Here is a 16900-nt window from a genome sequence, read left to right as displayed (position 1 = left end):
CTTGATCAATGATTGTGACGAGCCGTTCAGACGCTCTGGCTTTCCAGCCATTGGCTCTGCGGCGTACGGCTGGCGCCGTTCTCGGCGAACATCTGCCCTTGTGGCGTGCGGCTGGAGCCGTCCGCTGCAATCAGGCCGGCGCTGCCCTGCTGGGCCACCGGCGTCAGTTGGAAGCAGGTGCTGCTGTGGCAGCTATGCTGTTCAACCGCAGCGTTGGCATGGGCGGCGACGCCGGCCAGGGAGAAAACAATGGCGGTGAAAAAGCGCACGACGTTGTTCATGGTGTTGTTCCTTCTATGAAGAGTTGGCCTGGTGCCATTGATGGCTTGGTTCCCGTTGATGACTCAGTTGTCGTTGTTGCAGCCGTCGGCAAATTTGCTGTAATCGAGTACGCGGGTTTTGCCTGCAGAATCGAGGTAGGTCATGCGCGCCTCGACGATGCCGCAGGACACCGAGTTGTCCTGTTTCAGCGAGATGACTTTCTGGATATCCAGGTGGGTGCCGTAGGTGTAGGTTTGCGCGGTGACAGCGGCTTCGGCCCGGGCCGAGAGCGTGCAGATGTTCAGCGCGGCAAACAGGCAGGCGGCGATTACGGATTTGTTGTTCATGGCGTTTCCTCAAGGCTTCAGTGGGGTTTGAGCCGAGGCGATCTGTGTGGGCCTCGATGGAGCCTATTTGAGGCTCGCGAGGTATCGCCTCTGTGTCAGGAACAGGCGCGTTTCAATCGCTGTGTATCCTTGCCATCGGGGGATACACAGCGATACAAAACCCTGAAAAAATCGCGTTTTTGCGTCCCCGTGTATCCGTTGTGACGGCAGATACACTGCAATACAAAGGCAGGCAGGCGGCCCACCGCAGGCTCGATACACTGCACGGCAGTCCCTTTTGATAGAGGTTTGCACCGATGGATCATGTCGATCACATTCTCATCGTCGACGACGACCGCGAGATCCGTGAACTGGTGGGCAACTACCTGAAGAAAAACGGCCTGCGCACCACGGTGGTCGCCGATGGCCGGCAGATGCGCAGCTTTCTCGAAGCCAACACTGTCGACCTGATCGTGCTCGACATCATGATGCCCGGCGACGATGGCCTGCAGCTGTGCCGCGAACTGCGGGTGGGCAAACACAAGGCCACGCCGGTCCTGATGCTGACCGCGCGCAACGATGAAACCGACCGCATCATCGGCCTTGAAATGGGCGCCGATGATTACCTGACCAAACCGTTCGCCGCCCGCGAATTGCTCGCACGGATCAACGCTGTGCTGCGCCGCACGCGGATGCTGCCGCCGAATCTGGTGGTGACCGAGGCCGGGCGCTTGCTGGCTTTCGGCCGGTGGCAACTGGACACCTCGGCCCGTCACCTGCTGGACAAGGACGGCACCATGGTCGCCCTCAGCGGTGCCGAATATCGCTTGCTGCGAGTGTTTCTCGATCACCCGCAGCGGGTGCTCAGCCGCGACCAACTGCTCAATCTGACCCAGGGCCGCGACGCCGATCTGTTTGACCGCTCGATCGACTTGCTGGTTAGCCGTTTGCGTCAGCGCCTGCTGGATGATGCGCGCGAGCCGGCCTACATCAAGACCGTGCGCAGCGAAGGTTACGTGTTCTCACTGCCGGTCGAGATTCTCGGGGCCCCGGCATGAGCATCAATCTGCACTGGCCGCGCACCCTCGCCTCGCGCCTGTCGCTGATTTTCCTGATCGGCCTGTTGCTCGCTCAGGCGCTGTCGTTCGGTGCGCAGTATTACGAGCGTTACCAAAGCGCCAAGAACACCATGCTCGGCAATCTGGAAACCGACGTCTCGACCTCGGTTGCGATCCTTGATCGCTTGCCTGCCGAAGAGCGCCCTGCCTGGCTCGAGCGTCTGGCGCGAAAAAATTATGGCTACCTGTTGAGCGAAGGCGAACCGGGCACACCGATCGAGGCCAGTGATGTGCCGGTGGCGGTCACCTCGATCACCGAAGCCATCGGTGAACGCTATCCGCTGACCTTCACCGATATTCCCGGGCCGAAGAAACACTTTCAGGGCCATCTGCGCCTGAGCGACGGCAGCCCGGTGACCATCGACGTGCGCCCCGCCATGGTCCCGCTATCGCCCTGGTTGCCGGCGGTTCTGCTCGGCCAACTGGCGTTGATGATCGCCTGCACCTGGCTGGCCGTGCGTATCGCGATCCGTCCGCTGACCCGTCTGGCCAACGCCGTGGAAACCCTCGACCCCAACGCCCACCCGATCAACCTCGACGAAAGCGGCCCGAACGAAGTGGTCTACGCAGCACGGGCGTTCAACACGATGCAGGCGCGCATTGCCGCTTATCTCAAGGAACGCATGCAACTGCTGGCGGCGATTTCCCATGACCTGCAAACGCCGATCACGCGGATGAAACTGCGCGCCGAACTCATGGACGATTGCGCCGAGAAAGACAAACTGTGGAATGACCTCAACGAGATGGAACACCTGGTTCGCGAAGGCGTGGCGTATGCGCGCAGCATCCATGGTTCGACCGAAGAAAGCCGCCGCACCAACATGGATTCCTTCCTCGAAAGCCTGGTGTTCGACTATCAGGACATGGGCAAGCAGGTGCAACTGGTCGGCAAGAGTGCGGCGGTCATCGACACCCGCCCCCATGCGTTGCGCCGGGTGCTGGTGAACCTGACCGACAACGCGCTGAAATTCGCCGGCGCCGCCGAAGTCTGGGTCGAAGCCAACAAAGGCAACCTGGCGATCACCGTTATGGACCGCGGCCCGGGCATCGCCGACGCCGAACTGGCGCAGGTGCTGCAACCGTTCTACCGCGTGGAAAACTCGCGTAATCGCGATACCGGCGGCACCGGGCTGGGACTGGCGATTGCCCAGCAACTGGCCATGGCGCTCGGTGGTTCGCTGACGTTGAGCAATCGCCAGGGTGGCGGGCTGTGCGCTGAACTGAAGCTGCCGCTGCATCCATAAACGCTTCAACGGCGCCTGTTTAAACGCTACCGACCGATACCGGTCGGTAGCCTGCACACCGCCGCGCCAATGCCTACAACTTCATCAGAATCCACTGACTGTGCGCCTTGGCTGATGCGCTTATGGTTGTGTTGCCCGTTTCGCACTGTTCACCATTGGTCGCCACTGTCAGATCTGACAGTAGCAAGTCAGCGCCGGGCTACGGTTCCATGACAATTGGCCCAACCTGTCGAGGCGCAACATGACTCTGCTCGAATCCGTTACCCACGTGTGTACGCGCCTGGCGCCCGGCGGCTGGCATTCGCTGATGCTCGCCCACGGCCTGGACTTGCTGGCTGAACCGCTGGCGGCGGAACTGCACAAGCCCCTGAAAATCGACCGGTCAATACCCGGATTTACCGATTTCGCAACAACCGGCAGCCGGGCGATCGAGGCTGGCGCACCGGCGCACAGCCTGCTGTATCACGCGCTGGCCTCGCCAAACGTGCTCAGCGATGAAAACGGCCAGACACCACAGCTGTTCCCCACTGCCGCCGAGATCGAGACCGTGCTCGACTATGTCTACAGCGTCAGTCCGCCCACGCTCGACAGCCTGCGCGACAAAGCCCGGGGCGCGCCGTTGGCGGTGGTCGCGTTTGCCAGTGAATATCGCTGCGCCGCCGACACCGTGCATGGCCGGCATGCCGACCTGTGCTTCTCGCGTACCGGTATCGCCCGCGTCGGCACCGCCCCCCCGTGCTATGACGCAACGCTGCGCAGTTTCCTGCCCTTCGTCGACGATGACCCGCACGGCATCCGGGTGATGCCAGTGCGCTACAGCGCCTACATTGCCGTGCAACTCAAGGGCGATGCCGAGCGCTTCGGGCCGATGGATTTTCAGGTGGACCTCGACCCCGGACTGGATTTCTGGGTGCCCGTGCACAAGCTGTTCAATGGTTCGCAGTGCCTGGAGGGTCTGAACCTGACGGTGACGCTGGGCAACCACCAGATCAACGAAAAACTGCGGCATGTCCATTTGCGCCACAGCGGTACCGGTTGGCAGGAACCGCAGATCAGCCAGCCACCCTTCGTCGTCACGGAAAATCTTGCGCATTGGGCCTCGACTGTAGATCTCGGCCCCGGTCTGCTGGTGCCTGAAGCCAGAGCCCGGCTGGTGGCGCCCGTCGAATATCAGGGGCAGCCCTTGTCCTTTGTGCTGCCGGCCAATACCGGCGGCATGGTGCACGGACGTCACCGGGTCGAAGCGGATGGCAGCATCGAAGACCTGAACGAGCATGAAGGTGTCGAGGCGTTGGTACGTCAGGGCGGTTATCGCGCCTTGCATTATCAGGACGGCACTGCCGATGGCTGGGTGTTGCCACGCTGCCCGATGCTGGAAAACCATTTGCCGTTCGTCGCGGCCTATTCGCTGATCGGCCCTCCGGACTTCTATCCGTTATGCAGTCAACGCAAGCTGTTGCACTGGGTCAGCGACGAACCAGCGTTACCAAGTACCGGTCTCTGGCACGCCCGACTTGAAGCGCTCTCCAACGTACGCTACTGCGCCAACCTCGATCTGCAGGATCAACTGTTCTCCCCGACTGACCGAGGGGTGAGCGCCATCGTTGCCCTCGCCGATCAAACCGACACGGTGCAATCCATTGCCCGGCTACCACCGTCATCGCGGCCGACCTCGCTGCCCGACGGCGCCGCCGGGGTGTTCGGGCCTGGCTGGGAGGTCGGCTGGGTTCGCCAGCGCACGGCAGACGACGAATGGATCAACGTCCTCGCCGGCTATCAGATGGCCAGCCCGTTTCCCGAGGATGCGAAGATCTGCGCAGCGCTAGGTTCTTTCTGGCCTGGCGTGGCACCGGATTCGGCACGGGTCTTTGAGCCGCGCTCGACGCTGCACAGCATCATTCCCCTGACCGATGAGGAAATCGGCATGGGCGGCGTGGCCTGGGATAATCAGCGCGGCCCGCAACTGATCACTCAAGACGATCGGCTGATCGTCCAGTACCACGCGTACGCCCATGCCGATTACACACAGGTGGCCCTCGATGGCCAGTTCTCCCTGAGCACGACCGGCCACACTGCGCAAACCATCTATCAGCAGCGCGTGCGTTCGATGTATCGCGTGTACCGTGCGCTCGGCGCCGCCAGCGATAAATCCCTGCGCAATGCCTGGCCGCTGTTGTCGTTCGTTGACGTGCAGCGGCCGAACGCGGAACTGGACAGCGCGCAGGCGCAAGCCGGGCAGCTCCTCGACGGCTGGGTGCAGCGCTTTTTGCTGTACAAGCGCGGTGCCGTGCAGATCCCTGCAAGTGATTTCAGGTTGCGCCACGTCGAAGTCGAAGAGCTGGTGATCTTGCTGCTCAGCGCCGATGCAATCCTGATCAAACGCGACACCCTGCCATGGCGGGTCGCCCATGAAACATTTTGATGTCGTGGTCGTCGGTGCCGGCCCTGCGGGCTGCGCAACGGCAATCAGTTGCGCCCGTCACGGGCTGCGCGTGGCCTTGATCGAACGGCAGGCGTTCCCCCGGTTTCGCCCCGGCGAAAGCCTGCATCCGGGCATCGAACCACTGCTCCGACAACTGGGGGTCGCCGAGCAGCTGTGTGGCCGCGGGGCCCGGCGCTTTGACGGCCACTGGGTGCACTGGAACGGTGCCCCGCGCTTCAATGTCTTTGGCGCCGATGATCGCGGCGCCTGGCAGGGTTTTCATCTGGAGCGGGCGCAACTGGACGCGACGTTACTGGCGCAAGCGGCCACGTTAGGGGTGGAGATCAGTCAGCCCTGCCGGGCACGGCGAGTGCTGACTCAGGCCAATCGGGTGATCGGCGTGGAGACCGACAGCGCACGCCTTTACGCGACCTGCCTGATCGATGCCAGTGGCGCTTGCAACTGGCTCGCTCGCCAACTCGGTCTGCCGGTTCGCCACTGTTCACCGCCGCTGGTGGCGCGTTACGGCTACTTGCAAGGTCACAGCGCAACCTATGCAACAACCGCGCACTTGCTGGCCGATCCTGACGGATGGACCTGGATCGCCCAGGTCGAGCCGCAGTTGTTGCACTGGACGCACCTGACGTTCGAGAACAACAGGCGCTCGACGAGGCTTCCCGAGGCCCTGCAAGCATTGCCAGCCGTAGGGCGGATACGCGGCGCCGATGTAACCTGGCGCATCACCCCGGCCGTCACCGGTGCTGGTTATTTTCTGGTGGGCGATGCTGCCAACCGGCTCGACCCGGCGTCCTCCCACGGCGTGCTCAAAGCGTTGATGAGCGGTATGCAAGCCGCGCAAGCCGTAACGGATGGTCTGCGCCAACCGGCCTTGCAAACAGCGGCGCAGGCGCAATATCGCCAATGGCTGAACGCTGGATTCGCACGCGATGTGGCGCACCTGCGCGACTTCTATCGTCTGCATCCCTGCCCGCCGTCGTGGCTGCCTGCCGCATGACTTACAGGACGCCGGCGAGTACGCCCTCCTGGTGAAACTGCCGCAACAACGCCGATCCGCTGTCCATGAACGTTTCGGTGTCGGCCACCCCTGCTTCTACTGCCAGATCTTGCAATTGCTGGCGGCCATCAAGGTCAGGAAACGCTTCAATGCGCTGTAACAGGCGCCAGGCCAGCGGGCTCAGCTCGGAAAACTGCACATTCCAGTCTGCCGTGCGCCGCACCAGCAACAGGGTCGGATGCGCCGGCGGCGTGGCGGGCTGATGGTTCGGATCAAGTGCATGCACCGGCCACACATACGCCAATGGCCAGGCCAGTGCCGAGATCTGCAGCGGACGCTCCAGCAACAGCGCCGGATCGCTTGGCGGCAGCGCCTGAGCATCGGACTGCTGCAAGATCATCTCGACCCATTCGTAATGCGCCAGCTCCAGCAGAAACGCCGGCCACTCGCCCTCGCGCAACACCTGCGGTGGCGACGCGAGATAGTCGAGAAACGTTTCGGCAATCTCGCCAAACTTTGGGGTCTGCGCCCGCCACTCGCGCAAAAAGCCTCGTACCAGCAGGCTCCAGCGTTGTTCCCCGATGATCCGGATCAACACCGGAAACGTGCCGCTCAACAATTGCGAAACGTTGTTGAACACCAGATCGCGATAAACGTTGACCCGCGCCACGTTCATGTCGGCCGGTGCCGATTGATGTTCAGGATCGCGCAAATACCGGGTCAGCGCCTGTTGTTGCAGTATCAGGTTATCCACGAGGGCGACCTCCGACTTGCAAATTGCGAATGGTCTGCAACTCGGCGACCAGTTCGGAAAATGCCGGGAAATTGAAGTCCCGTTCAAGCAACGTCGGCTGCGCGCCAAACCGCCTATAAGCCTCCGCCAGCAGAGACCACACGACCGGTTTGACTGAGGCACCATGGGTGTCGATTTTCAGCGTCTCGGACTCATCGAAATGCCCCGCCACATGCATCCCGACCACCCGGTCCGGCTCGATACCGGCGAGGAAGGTTTGCGGATCGAAGCCGTGGTTGATCGCGTTGACATAGACATTGTTGACGTCCAGCAGCAGGTCGCAATCGGCCTCGCGCAACACGGCATTGGTGAAGCTCAGCTCGTCCATGTCCTGACGCGGGGCGGCATAGTAGGAGACGTTTTCCACGGCCAGGCGCCGGCCGAGAATGTCCTGAGCCTGACGGATCCGCGCGGCAACGTGCTGCACCGCTTCTCCGGTGAACGGCAACGGCAGCAAGTCATACAGATGCCCGTCATCGCTGCAGTAACTCAGGTGCTCGCTGTACAGCGGCACGTTGTAATGGTCGAGAAACACCCGAACCTCCTGCAAGAATCCGACATCCAGCGGCGCCGGCCCGCCCAGCGACAGCGACAAGCCGTGACAGGACAACGGATAGCGCTCGGCCAGTTCGCGTAACGCCGCACCGTGCGCGCCGCCGACTCCGATCCAGTTTTCCGGGGCGACTTCGAGAAAGTCGAAGGCGCCGCTACGGGCAGCCTGCAGGTCTTTCAGCAGACCACGGCGCAGGCCGAGGCCAACACTGGGTGGCATTGATGAGGGCGGCGTATGCATGGGATGTACCTCAGCAGTGGGTTTGCCACATTTGAGCCGCCGGATGTATTGCGGTTGTGTGCAGATGACCGGGCATTTGCAGCCCTGTGTGTCCCACCATCACGGCGATACACAGTGATACAGATTCTCTGCCGATCAATATTGTGGGAGCGAGCCTGCTCGCGAAAGCGTCAGCACTGCCAATACCAGAATTGCCTGAAATGCCGCCTTCGCGAGCAGGCTCGCTCCCACAGGTTTTCGTTGCTCACAAATCCAGCGACACGCCCGGACCGGGGCTAGACTCCTTTATTACCCAGTCGAGGGGGACGCAGGACGTCAGCCGTGCCCTGCCCAACTCCGTGACCACCGCCCGGTGGCGCACGCCTCGACCCTCGACGCCGCCGGACCGTGATCCTGTTTCAGGAGCACACATGATGGATGAGGCGAAGCTCAACCAATTCATGGGCAAACTGGTCAACGACATGGGCGGCGCGGCGATGCTGGCCAATGTCATCGTCGGCGAAGAGCTCGGGCTGTACCGGGCAATGGCCGACAGTCAGCCGATCAGTGCCGATGCCCTCGCTGCCAAAACCACCTGCAACCCGCGTCTGGTGCGCGAATGGCTCAGCGCTCATGCGGCGTCCGGCTACATGGAGCACCACGACGGTCAGTTCCGTTTACCTGAAGAACAGGCACTGGCCCTGGCCGTTGAAGATTCCCCGGTGTATGTCGCTGGTGGCCTCGGGGTGGTGGCATCGTTTTTCCACGACAAGGACAAACTGGTCAAAGCCATGCGCGGCAACGGTGCCCTGCCCTGGGGCGATCACCACCCGTGCATGTTCACCGGAACCGAGCGGTTCTTCCGGCCCGGCTACAAGGGCCACCTGATCGCCGAATGGCTGCCGGCGCTGGACGGCGTGGTAGCCAAGCTTGAGCAAGGCGCGAAAGTCGCCGATATCGGCTGCGGTCATGGCGCCTCGACCGTGATCATGGCCCAGGCGTTTCCCAACTCGCGTTTCGTCGGCTATGACTATCACGCCCCCTCGATCACCGTCGCTACCCAGCGCGCCGAGGAAGGTGGCGTCAGCAGCCGGGCGAAGTTCTTTCAGGGTTCGGCGAAAAGCTACCCCGGCGACGACTACGACCTGATCTGCTATTTCGACTGCCTGCACGATATGGGCGATCCGGTCGGTGCCGCCCGTCACGCCTATGACTCGCTGAAAGACGATGGCACGGTGTTGCTGGTCGAGCCGTTCGCCAACGACACGCTGGACGACAACATCAACCCGGTCGGGCGGCTGTTCTATGCGGCCTCGACGTTTATCTGCACACCGAACTCGCTGTCGCAGGAAGTCGGCCTGGGCCTGGGCGCACAAGCAGGGGAAATGCGTTTGCGCAAGGTGTTTACCGAGGCCGGTTTCAAGCAGTTCCGCCGGGCCACGCAAACGCCGTTCAACCTGATTCTGGAGGCACGCAAGTAACCCGCGCGGGTCGCGTGCTAACCTGCTGGCACTGCCCATTTCGGAGCGCTGACCATGCTCGACAGCCCGACCCGCGAACACCTCGACACCTTGCAAGAGGTGATGGCCGATGGCGACTTCCTCGTCCTGACCGGAGCCGGCATCAGCACGCCGTCGGGCATTCCGGATTACCGCGACAGCGACGGTGTGCGCCGTGGCCGGCAGCCGATGATGTACCAGGAGTTCCTCGCCGCCCCCGAGTCGCGCCGCCGCTACTGGGCGCGGGCCATGCTGGGTTGGCCGAGGGTGCGTCAGGCGCAGCCGAATGCAGCGCACCAAGCGTTGGCCAGTTTGCAGCGCCATGGGCTGATCCACGGTTTGATCACCCAGAACGTCGATACCCTGCACGATCAAGCCGGCAGTCACGATGTGATCGAACTGCACGGCAGCCTGCATCGCGTCCTCTGCCTGGACTGCGGCCAGCGCAGTGAGCGCGATTCGATTCAACAATTAATGGAAATGCACAACCCGTATCTGGCCGGGGTCGATGCCGTGCAGGCGCCGGATGGCGACACCCTGCTCGACCCGGCCTTCGAAGCGCGCTTTCAGGTGCCGCGCTGCCCGCATTGCGCTGGCGAGCGGATGAAACCGGACGTGGTGTTTTTCGGCGAGAACGTCGCGCAGCCCACGGCGGCAAGGGCGATGGCGGCGGCAGAGAATGCAGCGGGGATGTTGGTGGTGGGTTCGTCGTTGATGGCGTACTCGGCGTTTCGCCTGTGCCGGGTGATTGCCGATCGTGGCAAGCCGTTGATTGCGATCAATCTGGGCAAGACCCGCGCGGATGATTTGCTGGATTTGAAGATTGAAGCGTCGTGTGAACAGCTTTTGCCGTTGTTGGTTGAAGTGCTGGATCGGTGAGTTGCTGCACTTTGCGCTCGACTCCGGACCCAAGCCCCTCACCCTAGCCCTCTCCCAAGGGAGAGGGAACTGACCGAGTTGTCAGGACTTAATACTGCGACCTGAAAATTTCGAGCCGAACCCATTTTTTGAAATGCCCCCGATCAGCTCCCTTCCCCCTCGCCCCCTCTGGGGGAGAGGGTTGGGGTGAGGGGGTAGATCTCACAGTCGCCCCAGATCTTCAGCCTTGAGAATATCGAACAATGCCTGCGCCGCCGCCGACAGTTCATTGCCCGGCTCAGTCAGCACGCCGATGGCCCGCTGCACCGAGTCATCCAGGGTCAGGCAGTGGGCGCCGAGCTCCTGCATCTGCTCGGCGCACAACGCCGGCACGGCACTGACGCCCAGACCGCTGGCGACCATCCGCCCAACCGTGGCCAGTTGATGGCTTTCAAATTCCACCGGCAACTTCATGCCTCGCGCCTGCAGGTGCTCTTCGAGCATCACTCGCACCGTCGAAGGCCGCTGCAAGGTGATGAACGGCTCCTGCAACAACGTCTGCCAATCGATCTCGTCGCGCTGCGCCAGCGGCGAATCCTTCGATACCACCGCGACGAAGCGATCCACGTACAACGGCGTAAACGTCATCGAAGTGTTTTGCATCGGCTCGAACGCCACGCCCAGTTCCACCTGACGGTCACGGACCATTTCCAGCACTTGCTCATTGATCACGTCATTGACCGTGACGTTGACGTTCGGGTAGCGCGCACGAAACGTCTTGAGGATCGGCGGCAGCAGATTGCCGGCAAACGACGGCATCGCCGCCAGCGTCACCCGCCCGCGCTGCAAACTGAAGCGTTGGCGCATTTCGTCTTCGGCGTTATCCCAGTCGGCGATCAGCCGCCGCGCCAGCGGCAGCAAGGATTCACCTTCCGCAGTCAGCGCGACATTGCGTGTGTTACGGCTGAACAGGCGCCCGCCCAGGCCCTCTTCCAGCGCTTTGATGGTCAGGCTCAAGGCCGATTGCGACAGGTGCAGACGCTCGCAGGCCACGGCGAAGCTCAGGCTCTGTGCCACAGCGAGGAAGGCGCGGATCTGTTTGATGGTCATACTCAAGCCTCAGGATCGTCGGTGCATCGTGGGAACGATCAAGCGTTAAGCGGCAAGCCATAACGCGATTATTGAGTTTTATCTATCAATCAACCTTAAAAATCAACTTAACAAATATATCCTCCAGCGAGACACTCCAACCATTCGGCTAGCCAGCCGCCCGCAAATAATAAAAGAGGTGCATATGGCAGGTTTCGACAAGCGCGTGAGTTCCTACGAGGAAGCCCTGGCCGGGCTTGAGGACGGCATGACCGTTATCGCCGGCGGCTTCGGTCTGTGCGGCATTCCGGAAAACCTGATCGCCGAGATCAAACGCAAAGGCACCCGCGACCTCACCGTCGTTTCCAACAACTGCGGCGTCGACGGTTTTGGCCTCGGCGTGCTGCTTACCGATCGTCAGATCAGCAAAGTCATCGCCTCCTACGTCGGCGAAAACAAGCTGTTCGAAGAACAACTGCTCAAAGGCGACATCGAAGTCATCCTGACCCCGCAAGGCACCCTCGCCGAGAAGATGCGCGCAGGCGGCGCCGGCATTCCGGCCTTCTTCACCGCCACCGGCGTCGGCACCCCGGTCGCCGAAGGCAAGGAAGTACGCGAATTCAAAGGTCGTAAGTACCTGATGGAAGAATCCATCACCGGCGACTTCGCCATCGTCAAAGGCTGGAAAGCCGACCACTTCGGCAACGTCATCTACCGTCACACTGCGCAGAACTTCAACCCGCTGGCGGCTACCGCCGGCAAGATCACCGTGGTTGAAGTCGAAGAAATCGTCGAACCCGGCGAACTCGACCCCTCGCAGATCCACACCCCGGGCATCTACGTCGATCGGGTCATTTGCGGCACGTTCGAAAAACGCATCGAACAGCGCACCATCCGCAAATAATTCAGGCTGACGGAGAATAAAACCATGGCACTTACCCGCGAACAAATGGCTCAGCGCGTCGCCCGCGAAATGCAGGACGGCTTTTATGTGAACCTCGGCATCGGCATTCCGACCCTGGTCGCCAACTACATTCCCGAAGGCATGGAAGTCATGCTGCAGTCGGAAAACGGCCTGCTCGGCATGGGTCCGTTTCCGACTGAAGACACCATCGATGCCGACATGATCAACGCCGGCAAACAGACCGTGACCGCACGCATCGGCGCATCGATCTTCAACTCCGCCGAATCATTCGCGATGATCCGTGGCGGTCATGTCGACCTGACCGTGCTCGGCGCGTTCGAAGTGGACGTCGAAGGCAACATCGCCTCGTGGATGATCCCCGGCAAACTGGTCAAGGGCATGGGCGGTGCGATGGATCTGGTGGCCGGCGCCGACAACATCATCGTGATCATGACCCACGCGTCCAAGGATGGTGAGTCGAAACTGCTATCCAAGTGCAGCCTGCCGCTGACCGGCGCCGGGTGCATCAAGCGCGTGCTGACCGACCTCGCCTACCTGGAAATCGAAAATGGCGCTTTTGTCCTCAAGGAACGCGCACCTGGCGTCAGCGTCGAGGAAATCGTCGCCAAAACCGCTGGTAAACTGATCGTCCCGGATCACGTACCGGAAATGCAGTTCGCTGCCCAGTGAGGAATTCGAAAATGCAAGACGTCGTAATTGTTGCCGCCACGCGCACCGCGATCGGCAGTTTCCAGGGCTCCTTGGCCAGCGTGTCCGCCGTTGATCTGGGCGCGGCGGTGATCCGCCAGTTGCTCGAACAAACCGGTCTGGACGGTGCGCAGGTCGATGAAGTGATCATGGGCCAGGTGCTGACCGCTGGCGCCGGCCAGAACCCGGCGCGTCAGGCAGCGATCAAGGCCGGCTTGCCCCATGCCGTGCCAGCAATGACCCTGAACAAGGTTTGCGGTTCGGGCCTCAAAGCCCTGCATCTGGGTGCGCAAGCGATCCGTTGCGGCGACGCTGACGTAATCATCGCCGGCGGCCAGGAAAACATGAGCCTGTCCAACTACGTCATGCCGGGCGCACGCACCGGTCTGCGTATGGGCCACGCGCAAATCGTCGACACCATGATCAGCGATGGCCTGTGGGATGCGTTCAACGACTACCACATGGGCATCACTGCCGAGAACCTCGTCGACAAATACGAGATCAGCCGCGAACAGCAGGACGCCTTCGCCGCAGCCTCGCAGCAGAAAGCCGCCGCCGCGATTGAGGCCGGTCGCTTTGTCGATGAGATCACCCCGATCCTGATCCCGCAGCGCAAAGGCGAACCGGTTGCCTTCAAGGTTGATGAACAGCCACGCGGCGACACCACTGCCGAATCCCTGGCGAAACTGCGCCCGGCATTTAAAAAGGACGGCAGCGTCACGGCCGGCAACGCTTCGTCGCTGAATGACGGCGCCGCTGCGGTCATCTTGATGAGCGCCGAGAAAGCCAAAGCCCTCGGTCTGCCGGTTCTGGCGAAAATCGCTGCCTACGCCAACGCAGGTGTTGATCCTGCAATCATGGGCATCGGCCCGGTTTCGGCGACTCGCCGCTGCCTCGACAAGGCCGGCTGGAACATCGGTCAACTCGACCTGATCGAGGCCAACGAAGCCTTCGCTGCGCAATCGCTGGCGGTGGCCAAGGATCTGCAATGGGATCTGGACAAGGTCAACGTCAACGGCGGCGCCATCGCGTTGGGCCATCCGATCGGTGCCTCGGGTTGCCGCGTGCTGGTGACCCTGCTGCATGAAATGATCAAGCGTGATGCGAAAAAGGGTCTCGCGACCCTGTGCATCGGCGGTGGCCAAGGTGTGGCGCTGGCGCTGGAACGCGCATAACCAGAGTTCAACAGTGATCGGCGGATCCACGACATCCGTCGTTGGCTGGCAACAAAAACCCGGTGCGACTTGCGTTGCACCGGGTGTTTTTTTGCCTGTTCGAAATGTGCGTTGAATGTTCCGGCGCCTTCGCGAGCAAGCTCGCTCCCACATTTTGAAATGCGTTCCCCTGTGGGAGCGAGCTTGCTCGCGAAGGGGCCTTACCGGCCAGTGAAAATCTAGGGCTTACGCAGCAAGTACGTATCCATGATCCACCCATGCTCGGCCCGCGCCTTTTTGCGCACCCGCTTGATCTCATCCGCGACATCGGCAAGCCTGCCACTGATCAGAATCTCGTCCGGTGTGCCCAGGTAAGCCCCCCAGTAAATCTCGGTCTGCTGATCGGCGACTTGGTGATAAGAGTCTTCAGCATCGAGCATCACCACCAGACTGTCCGCATCACTCACCTGCCCTGCCGCCAAACGCCGCCCGGTGGTGATTTCGATGGAACGACCGATGGTGTTCAATGGCACCTTGTGCTGCGCCGCCAACGCCTGAACGCTAGTGATCCCGGGGATCACCTCAAACTCAAAGGCGCACGCGCCCGAGGCCAGAATCGCCTGGAGGATGCGCACGGTGCTGTCGTACAACGCCGGGTCGCCCCACACCAGGAAACCGCCGCACTGACCGTCAGACAATTGGTCATTGATCAGGCGTTCGAAGGTCTGCTGCTTGGCGCGGTTCAGCTCATCAACACTGGCGGCGTAGTCGACATCGCCGCGTTCGCGCTCCGGACTGTGGGCCTCGACGAAGCGATAGTCAGGGTTGTCGATGTAGCGCTCACAAATCTCGCGGCGCAGGTCGATCAGCTTGTCCTTGCTCTGGCCTTTATCCATCAGAAAGAACACGTCGACCCGATTCAACGCCTTCACCGCCTGCATCGTGATGTAGTCGGGATTGCCGGCACCGATGCCGATCACCAGCAGTTGTTTCATCACAAAGCTCCTTTAAGACACAGGCGCCAGCGCCCGGTGAAGCGCAGTTCGAGCAGCGACAACGGTTCGACATCGATGTCATGCAACGCCGAACAGCGCAGCACGTGGATCAGCGCGGCGCGGATGACAAACGGATGCGTCACCGCCACGACATGTCCCGACGTGCCTTGCAGGTTAGCTAGCCAAGTCGCCACGCGCTGGCACAACTGCGCCGTTGACTCACCGTCATGCGGAGTGGCGTGGGGATCGTCCAGCCAGGCCTGCAGCGCGGCGTCTTCCGAGGCTTGCAGGGCTTTGATCGACTGGCCATGCCAACGTCCCCAGTCACAATCGCGCAGCGCCTCATCAATCTGCGCGTCGGTGCCAAACCAAGCCGCTGTCTGGCGCGTGCGCAACTCCGGCGCGCAAATCAAGCGTCGCGCGGCGTCGAAACGCTCGGCCAATTCGCACGATGCCAGCTGGCTATTTTCAACAGGTTCATTCGTAGGAAAACACGCCAATTTCTGTGCGACGGTTCGCGCATGGCAAATCAATGTCAAACGAGTGGTCTGCACAGGGATCGCTCCGGTGGGCCTTCATGAAAAACAGCGGCGCAAAGCCGTTCTGTCGGCAATTGTGCCGTAAACCGAGGGCTGCCGGGTTGTTGCATCGCCCCGGCAAGTGCGGACAAAAGCAAAAAATACGGCAATCTCTGACACTATCGTGGGCGATGGACTACAAGCCCTGTAGAAGTCCGTGTGGCCCTTGTTATACAGGCGTCTCGCCCCATTTCGGGGCCTTTTCAACACGCTGAAAAATTCACTAGACATGTAACGTCAGTTACATAAATACTGTTTTGACGGATTATGAAGCGAATTCAACACCCCCTCATCCAGCAGGAGCCCGGATGCCCCCTCTTAGAGACCTGATCACCGATCCCGGCCTGGATCTTACGCCGTCGGAGCGCAAAGTCGTTCGCGCCTTGCTTGATCAGTATCCCCGCAACGGTCTGGGGCCGATGGCTCGTCTGGCCGAACATGCCGGCGTCAGCGATCCGACCATTGTGCGGCTGGTGAAAAAACTCGGCTTCGGTGGTTACGCCGAATTCCAGGATGCCCTGCTCAGCGACATGGATCACCGCCTGCGGTCGCCGCGCACGCTGTTGCAACCGCGCGCCCATCAACACAGGGACGACGCCTGGAGCCACTATCTGGGCGACAGTCATCGCCTGCTGGTCGAAACCCAATCGCTGACCCAACCCGAAGACGTGCGCATTCTCACCGACTGGCTGCTCGATGCCCGTCATCAGGTGTATTGCTTCGGCGGGCGCTTCAGCAGTCTGATGGCCACCTACCTGCTCAATCACCTGCGCCTGCTGCGGCCTGGTTGCTTTGCCCTGGAAGATAACGCGCAACTGCCCGATCGCCTGTTCGATCTGCAACGCCAGGATGTGGTGTTGCTGTTCGACTATCGCCGCTACCAGACCCAGGCCTTGCGAGTCGCCAGCGCGGCAAAAAACAACAACGCGCGCGTGGTGTTGTTCACCGACATCTATGCCTCGCCGCTGCGTGAGCTGGCCGATCTGATCATCAGCGCGCCGGTGGAATCGGCTTCGCCGTTCGACACCATGGTGCCAGCGCTGGCTCAGGTCGAAGCACTGATCGCCTGCCTGACCCTGCGCACCGAAAACCTCGCCGATCGCCTGGAAGGCATCGATGCCCTGCGCAATGACTTCAACACCCACCTGCTGGAGGATAAATAAG

17 protein-coding genes are annotated in these 16900 nt (G+C 61.5%); 10 read left to right on the top strand and 7 right to left on the bottom strand.

Translation table 11 applies throughout. From position 1 onward, the window contains the following. Positions 1 to 26: 26 nt before the first annotated feature. On the bottom strand, positions 27 to 281 hold the full coding sequence (locus AB4N74_RS05700; RefSeq protein ID WP_257358190.1) for a hypothetical protein: 255 nt from the start codon (positions 279 to 281) through the stop codon (positions 27 to 29). A 63-nt stretch (positions 282 to 344) separates the two neighbouring features. Next, positions 345 to 608: a DUF2790 domain-containing protein gene (locus tag AB4N74_RS05695; protein WP_236431798.1), complete on the bottom strand. Its 264-nt coding sequence runs from the start codon at positions 606 to 608 to the stop codon at positions 345 to 347. Between the two features lie 296 nt (positions 609 to 904). Here AB4N74_RS05695 and AB4N74_RS05690 point away from each other — a divergent pair, with 296 nt between their 5' ends. From AB4N74_RS05690 to AB4N74_RS05675, 4 genes are all read left to right on the top strand, one after another. Further along, positions 905 to 1645: a response regulator gene (locus AB4N74_RS05690; RefSeq protein ID WP_007919579.1), complete on the top strand. Its 741-nt coding sequence runs from the start codon at positions 905 to 907 to the stop codon at positions 1643 to 1645. After that, entirely contained in the window at positions 1642 to 2949 is a 1308-nt protein-coding gene (locus AB4N74_RS05685; RefSeq protein ID WP_460098615.1) for a sensor histidine kinase, read from the top strand. Before AB4N74_RS05690 ends, AB4N74_RS05685 begins: the two co-directional genes overlap by 4 nt. Positions 2950 to 3190: 241 nt before the next feature. Continuing rightward, positions 3191 to 5371, top strand: coding sequence for a hypothetical protein (locus AB4N74_RS05680; RefSeq protein ID WP_460098613.1), 2181 nt, complete (start codon positions 3191 to 3193; stop codon positions 5369 to 5371). Then, positions 5358 to 6386 (top strand): NAD(P)/FAD-dependent oxidoreductase, encoded by a 1029-nt coding sequence (locus AB4N74_RS05675; RefSeq protein WP_460098611.1) that lies wholly within the window; start codon positions 5358 to 5360, stop codon positions 6384 to 6386. The genes AB4N74_RS05680 and AB4N74_RS05675 overlap by 14 nt, the downstream gene beginning before the upstream one ends. A 1-nt stretch (position 6387) precedes the next feature. Here the strand turns inward: AB4N74_RS05675 and AB4N74_RS05670 are convergent, their stop codons facing one another. Then, entirely contained in the window at positions 6388 to 7140 is a 753-nt protein-coding gene (locus AB4N74_RS05670; RefSeq protein ID WP_460098609.1) for an HvfC family RiPP maturation protein, read from the bottom strand. Then, positions 7133 to 7972, bottom strand: coding sequence for an HvfB family MNIO-type RiPP peptide maturase (locus tag AB4N74_RS05665; protein ID WP_460098607.1), 840 nt, complete (start codon positions 7970 to 7972; stop codon positions 7133 to 7135). The genes AB4N74_RS05670 and AB4N74_RS05665 overlap by 8 nt, the downstream gene beginning before the upstream one ends. A 413-nt stretch (positions 7973 to 8385) precedes the next feature. Between AB4N74_RS05665 and AB4N74_RS05660 the strand changes: the two genes are divergently transcribed. Both AB4N74_RS05660 and AB4N74_RS05655 read left to right on the top strand, forming a co-directional pair. Next, the gene (locus tag AB4N74_RS05660) at positions 8386 to 9432 is read left to right on the top strand and encodes a class I SAM-dependent methyltransferase (RefSeq protein ID WP_093439469.1); all 1047 of its coding nucleotides are present in this window, start codon (positions 8386 to 8388) and stop codon (positions 9430 to 9432) included. A 54-nt stretch (positions 9433 to 9486) separates the two neighbouring features. Then, a complete protein-coding gene (locus tag AB4N74_RS05655) occupies positions 9487 to 10329 on the top strand; it encodes an NAD-dependent protein deacetylase (protein WP_093438997.1) in 843 nt (280 codons plus the stop codon). 201 nt (positions 10330 to 10530) lie between these two features. On the opposite strand, the gene AB4N74_RS05650 is transcribed toward AB4N74_RS05655, so the two are convergent. Beyond that, complete coding sequence (locus AB4N74_RS05650; RefSeq protein ID WP_099758637.1) at positions 10531 to 11418, bottom strand: LysR family transcriptional regulator; 888 nt, start codon at positions 11416 to 11418, stop codon at positions 10531 to 10533. A gap of 184 nt (positions 11419 to 11602) precedes the next feature. On the opposite strand from AB4N74_RS05650, the gene AB4N74_RS05645 reads away from it, so the two are divergent. Genes AB4N74_RS05645 through AB4N74_RS05635 form a run of 3 tightly spaced genes read left to right on the top strand, consistent with a single transcriptional unit; the run spans position 11603 to position 14184 of the window. Further along, positions 11603 to 12301, top strand: coding sequence for a CoA transferase subunit A (locus AB4N74_RS05645; RefSeq protein WP_016983257.1), 699 nt, complete (start codon positions 11603 to 11605; stop codon positions 12299 to 12301). 24 nt (positions 12302 to 12325) lie between these two features. Further along, positions 12326 to 12991 (top strand): CoA transferase subunit B, encoded by a 666-nt coding sequence (locus AB4N74_RS05640; RefSeq protein ID WP_093439005.1) that lies wholly within the window; start codon positions 12326 to 12328, stop codon positions 12989 to 12991. Positions 12992 to 13002: 11 nt separating this feature from the next. Then, positions 13003 to 14184: an acetyl-CoA C-acetyltransferase gene (locus tag AB4N74_RS05635; protein WP_460098604.1), complete on the top strand. Its 1182-nt coding sequence runs from the start codon at positions 13003 to 13005 to the stop codon at positions 14182 to 14184. Positions 14185 to 14402: 218 nt separating this feature from the next. Here the strand turns inward: AB4N74_RS05635 and cobF are convergent, their stop codons facing one another. Then, positions 14403 to 15158 carry a precorrin-6A synthase (deacetylating) gene (gene cobF / locus AB4N74_RS05630; protein WP_460098602.1) on the bottom strand — a complete coding sequence of 252 codons (756 nt, stop codon included), beginning with the start codon at positions 15156 to 15158 and terminating at the stop codon, positions 14403 to 14405. Next, positions 15158 to 15712, bottom strand: a complete 555-nt coding sequence (locus AB4N74_RS05625) for a histidine phosphatase family protein (RefSeq protein WP_460098600.1) — start codon at positions 15710 to 15712, stop codon at positions 15158 to 15160. The genes cobF and AB4N74_RS05625 overlap by 1 nt, the downstream gene beginning before the upstream one ends. A 332-nt stretch (positions 15713 to 16044) precedes the next feature. On the opposite strand from AB4N74_RS05625, the gene AB4N74_RS05620 reads away from it, so the two are divergent. Beyond that, positions 16045 to 16899: a MurR/RpiR family transcriptional regulator gene (locus AB4N74_RS05620; RefSeq protein WP_093439023.1), complete on the top strand. Its 855-nt coding sequence runs from the start codon at positions 16045 to 16047 to the stop codon at positions 16897 to 16899. The last annotated feature ends 1 nt before the right edge of the window (position 16900 follow it).

This window comes from Pseudomonas sp. H3_C08 (assembly GCF_054669455.1).
Note: the sequence above shows the minus strand (reverse complement) of the source record. Positions and strands in the feature narration are given on the sequence as shown.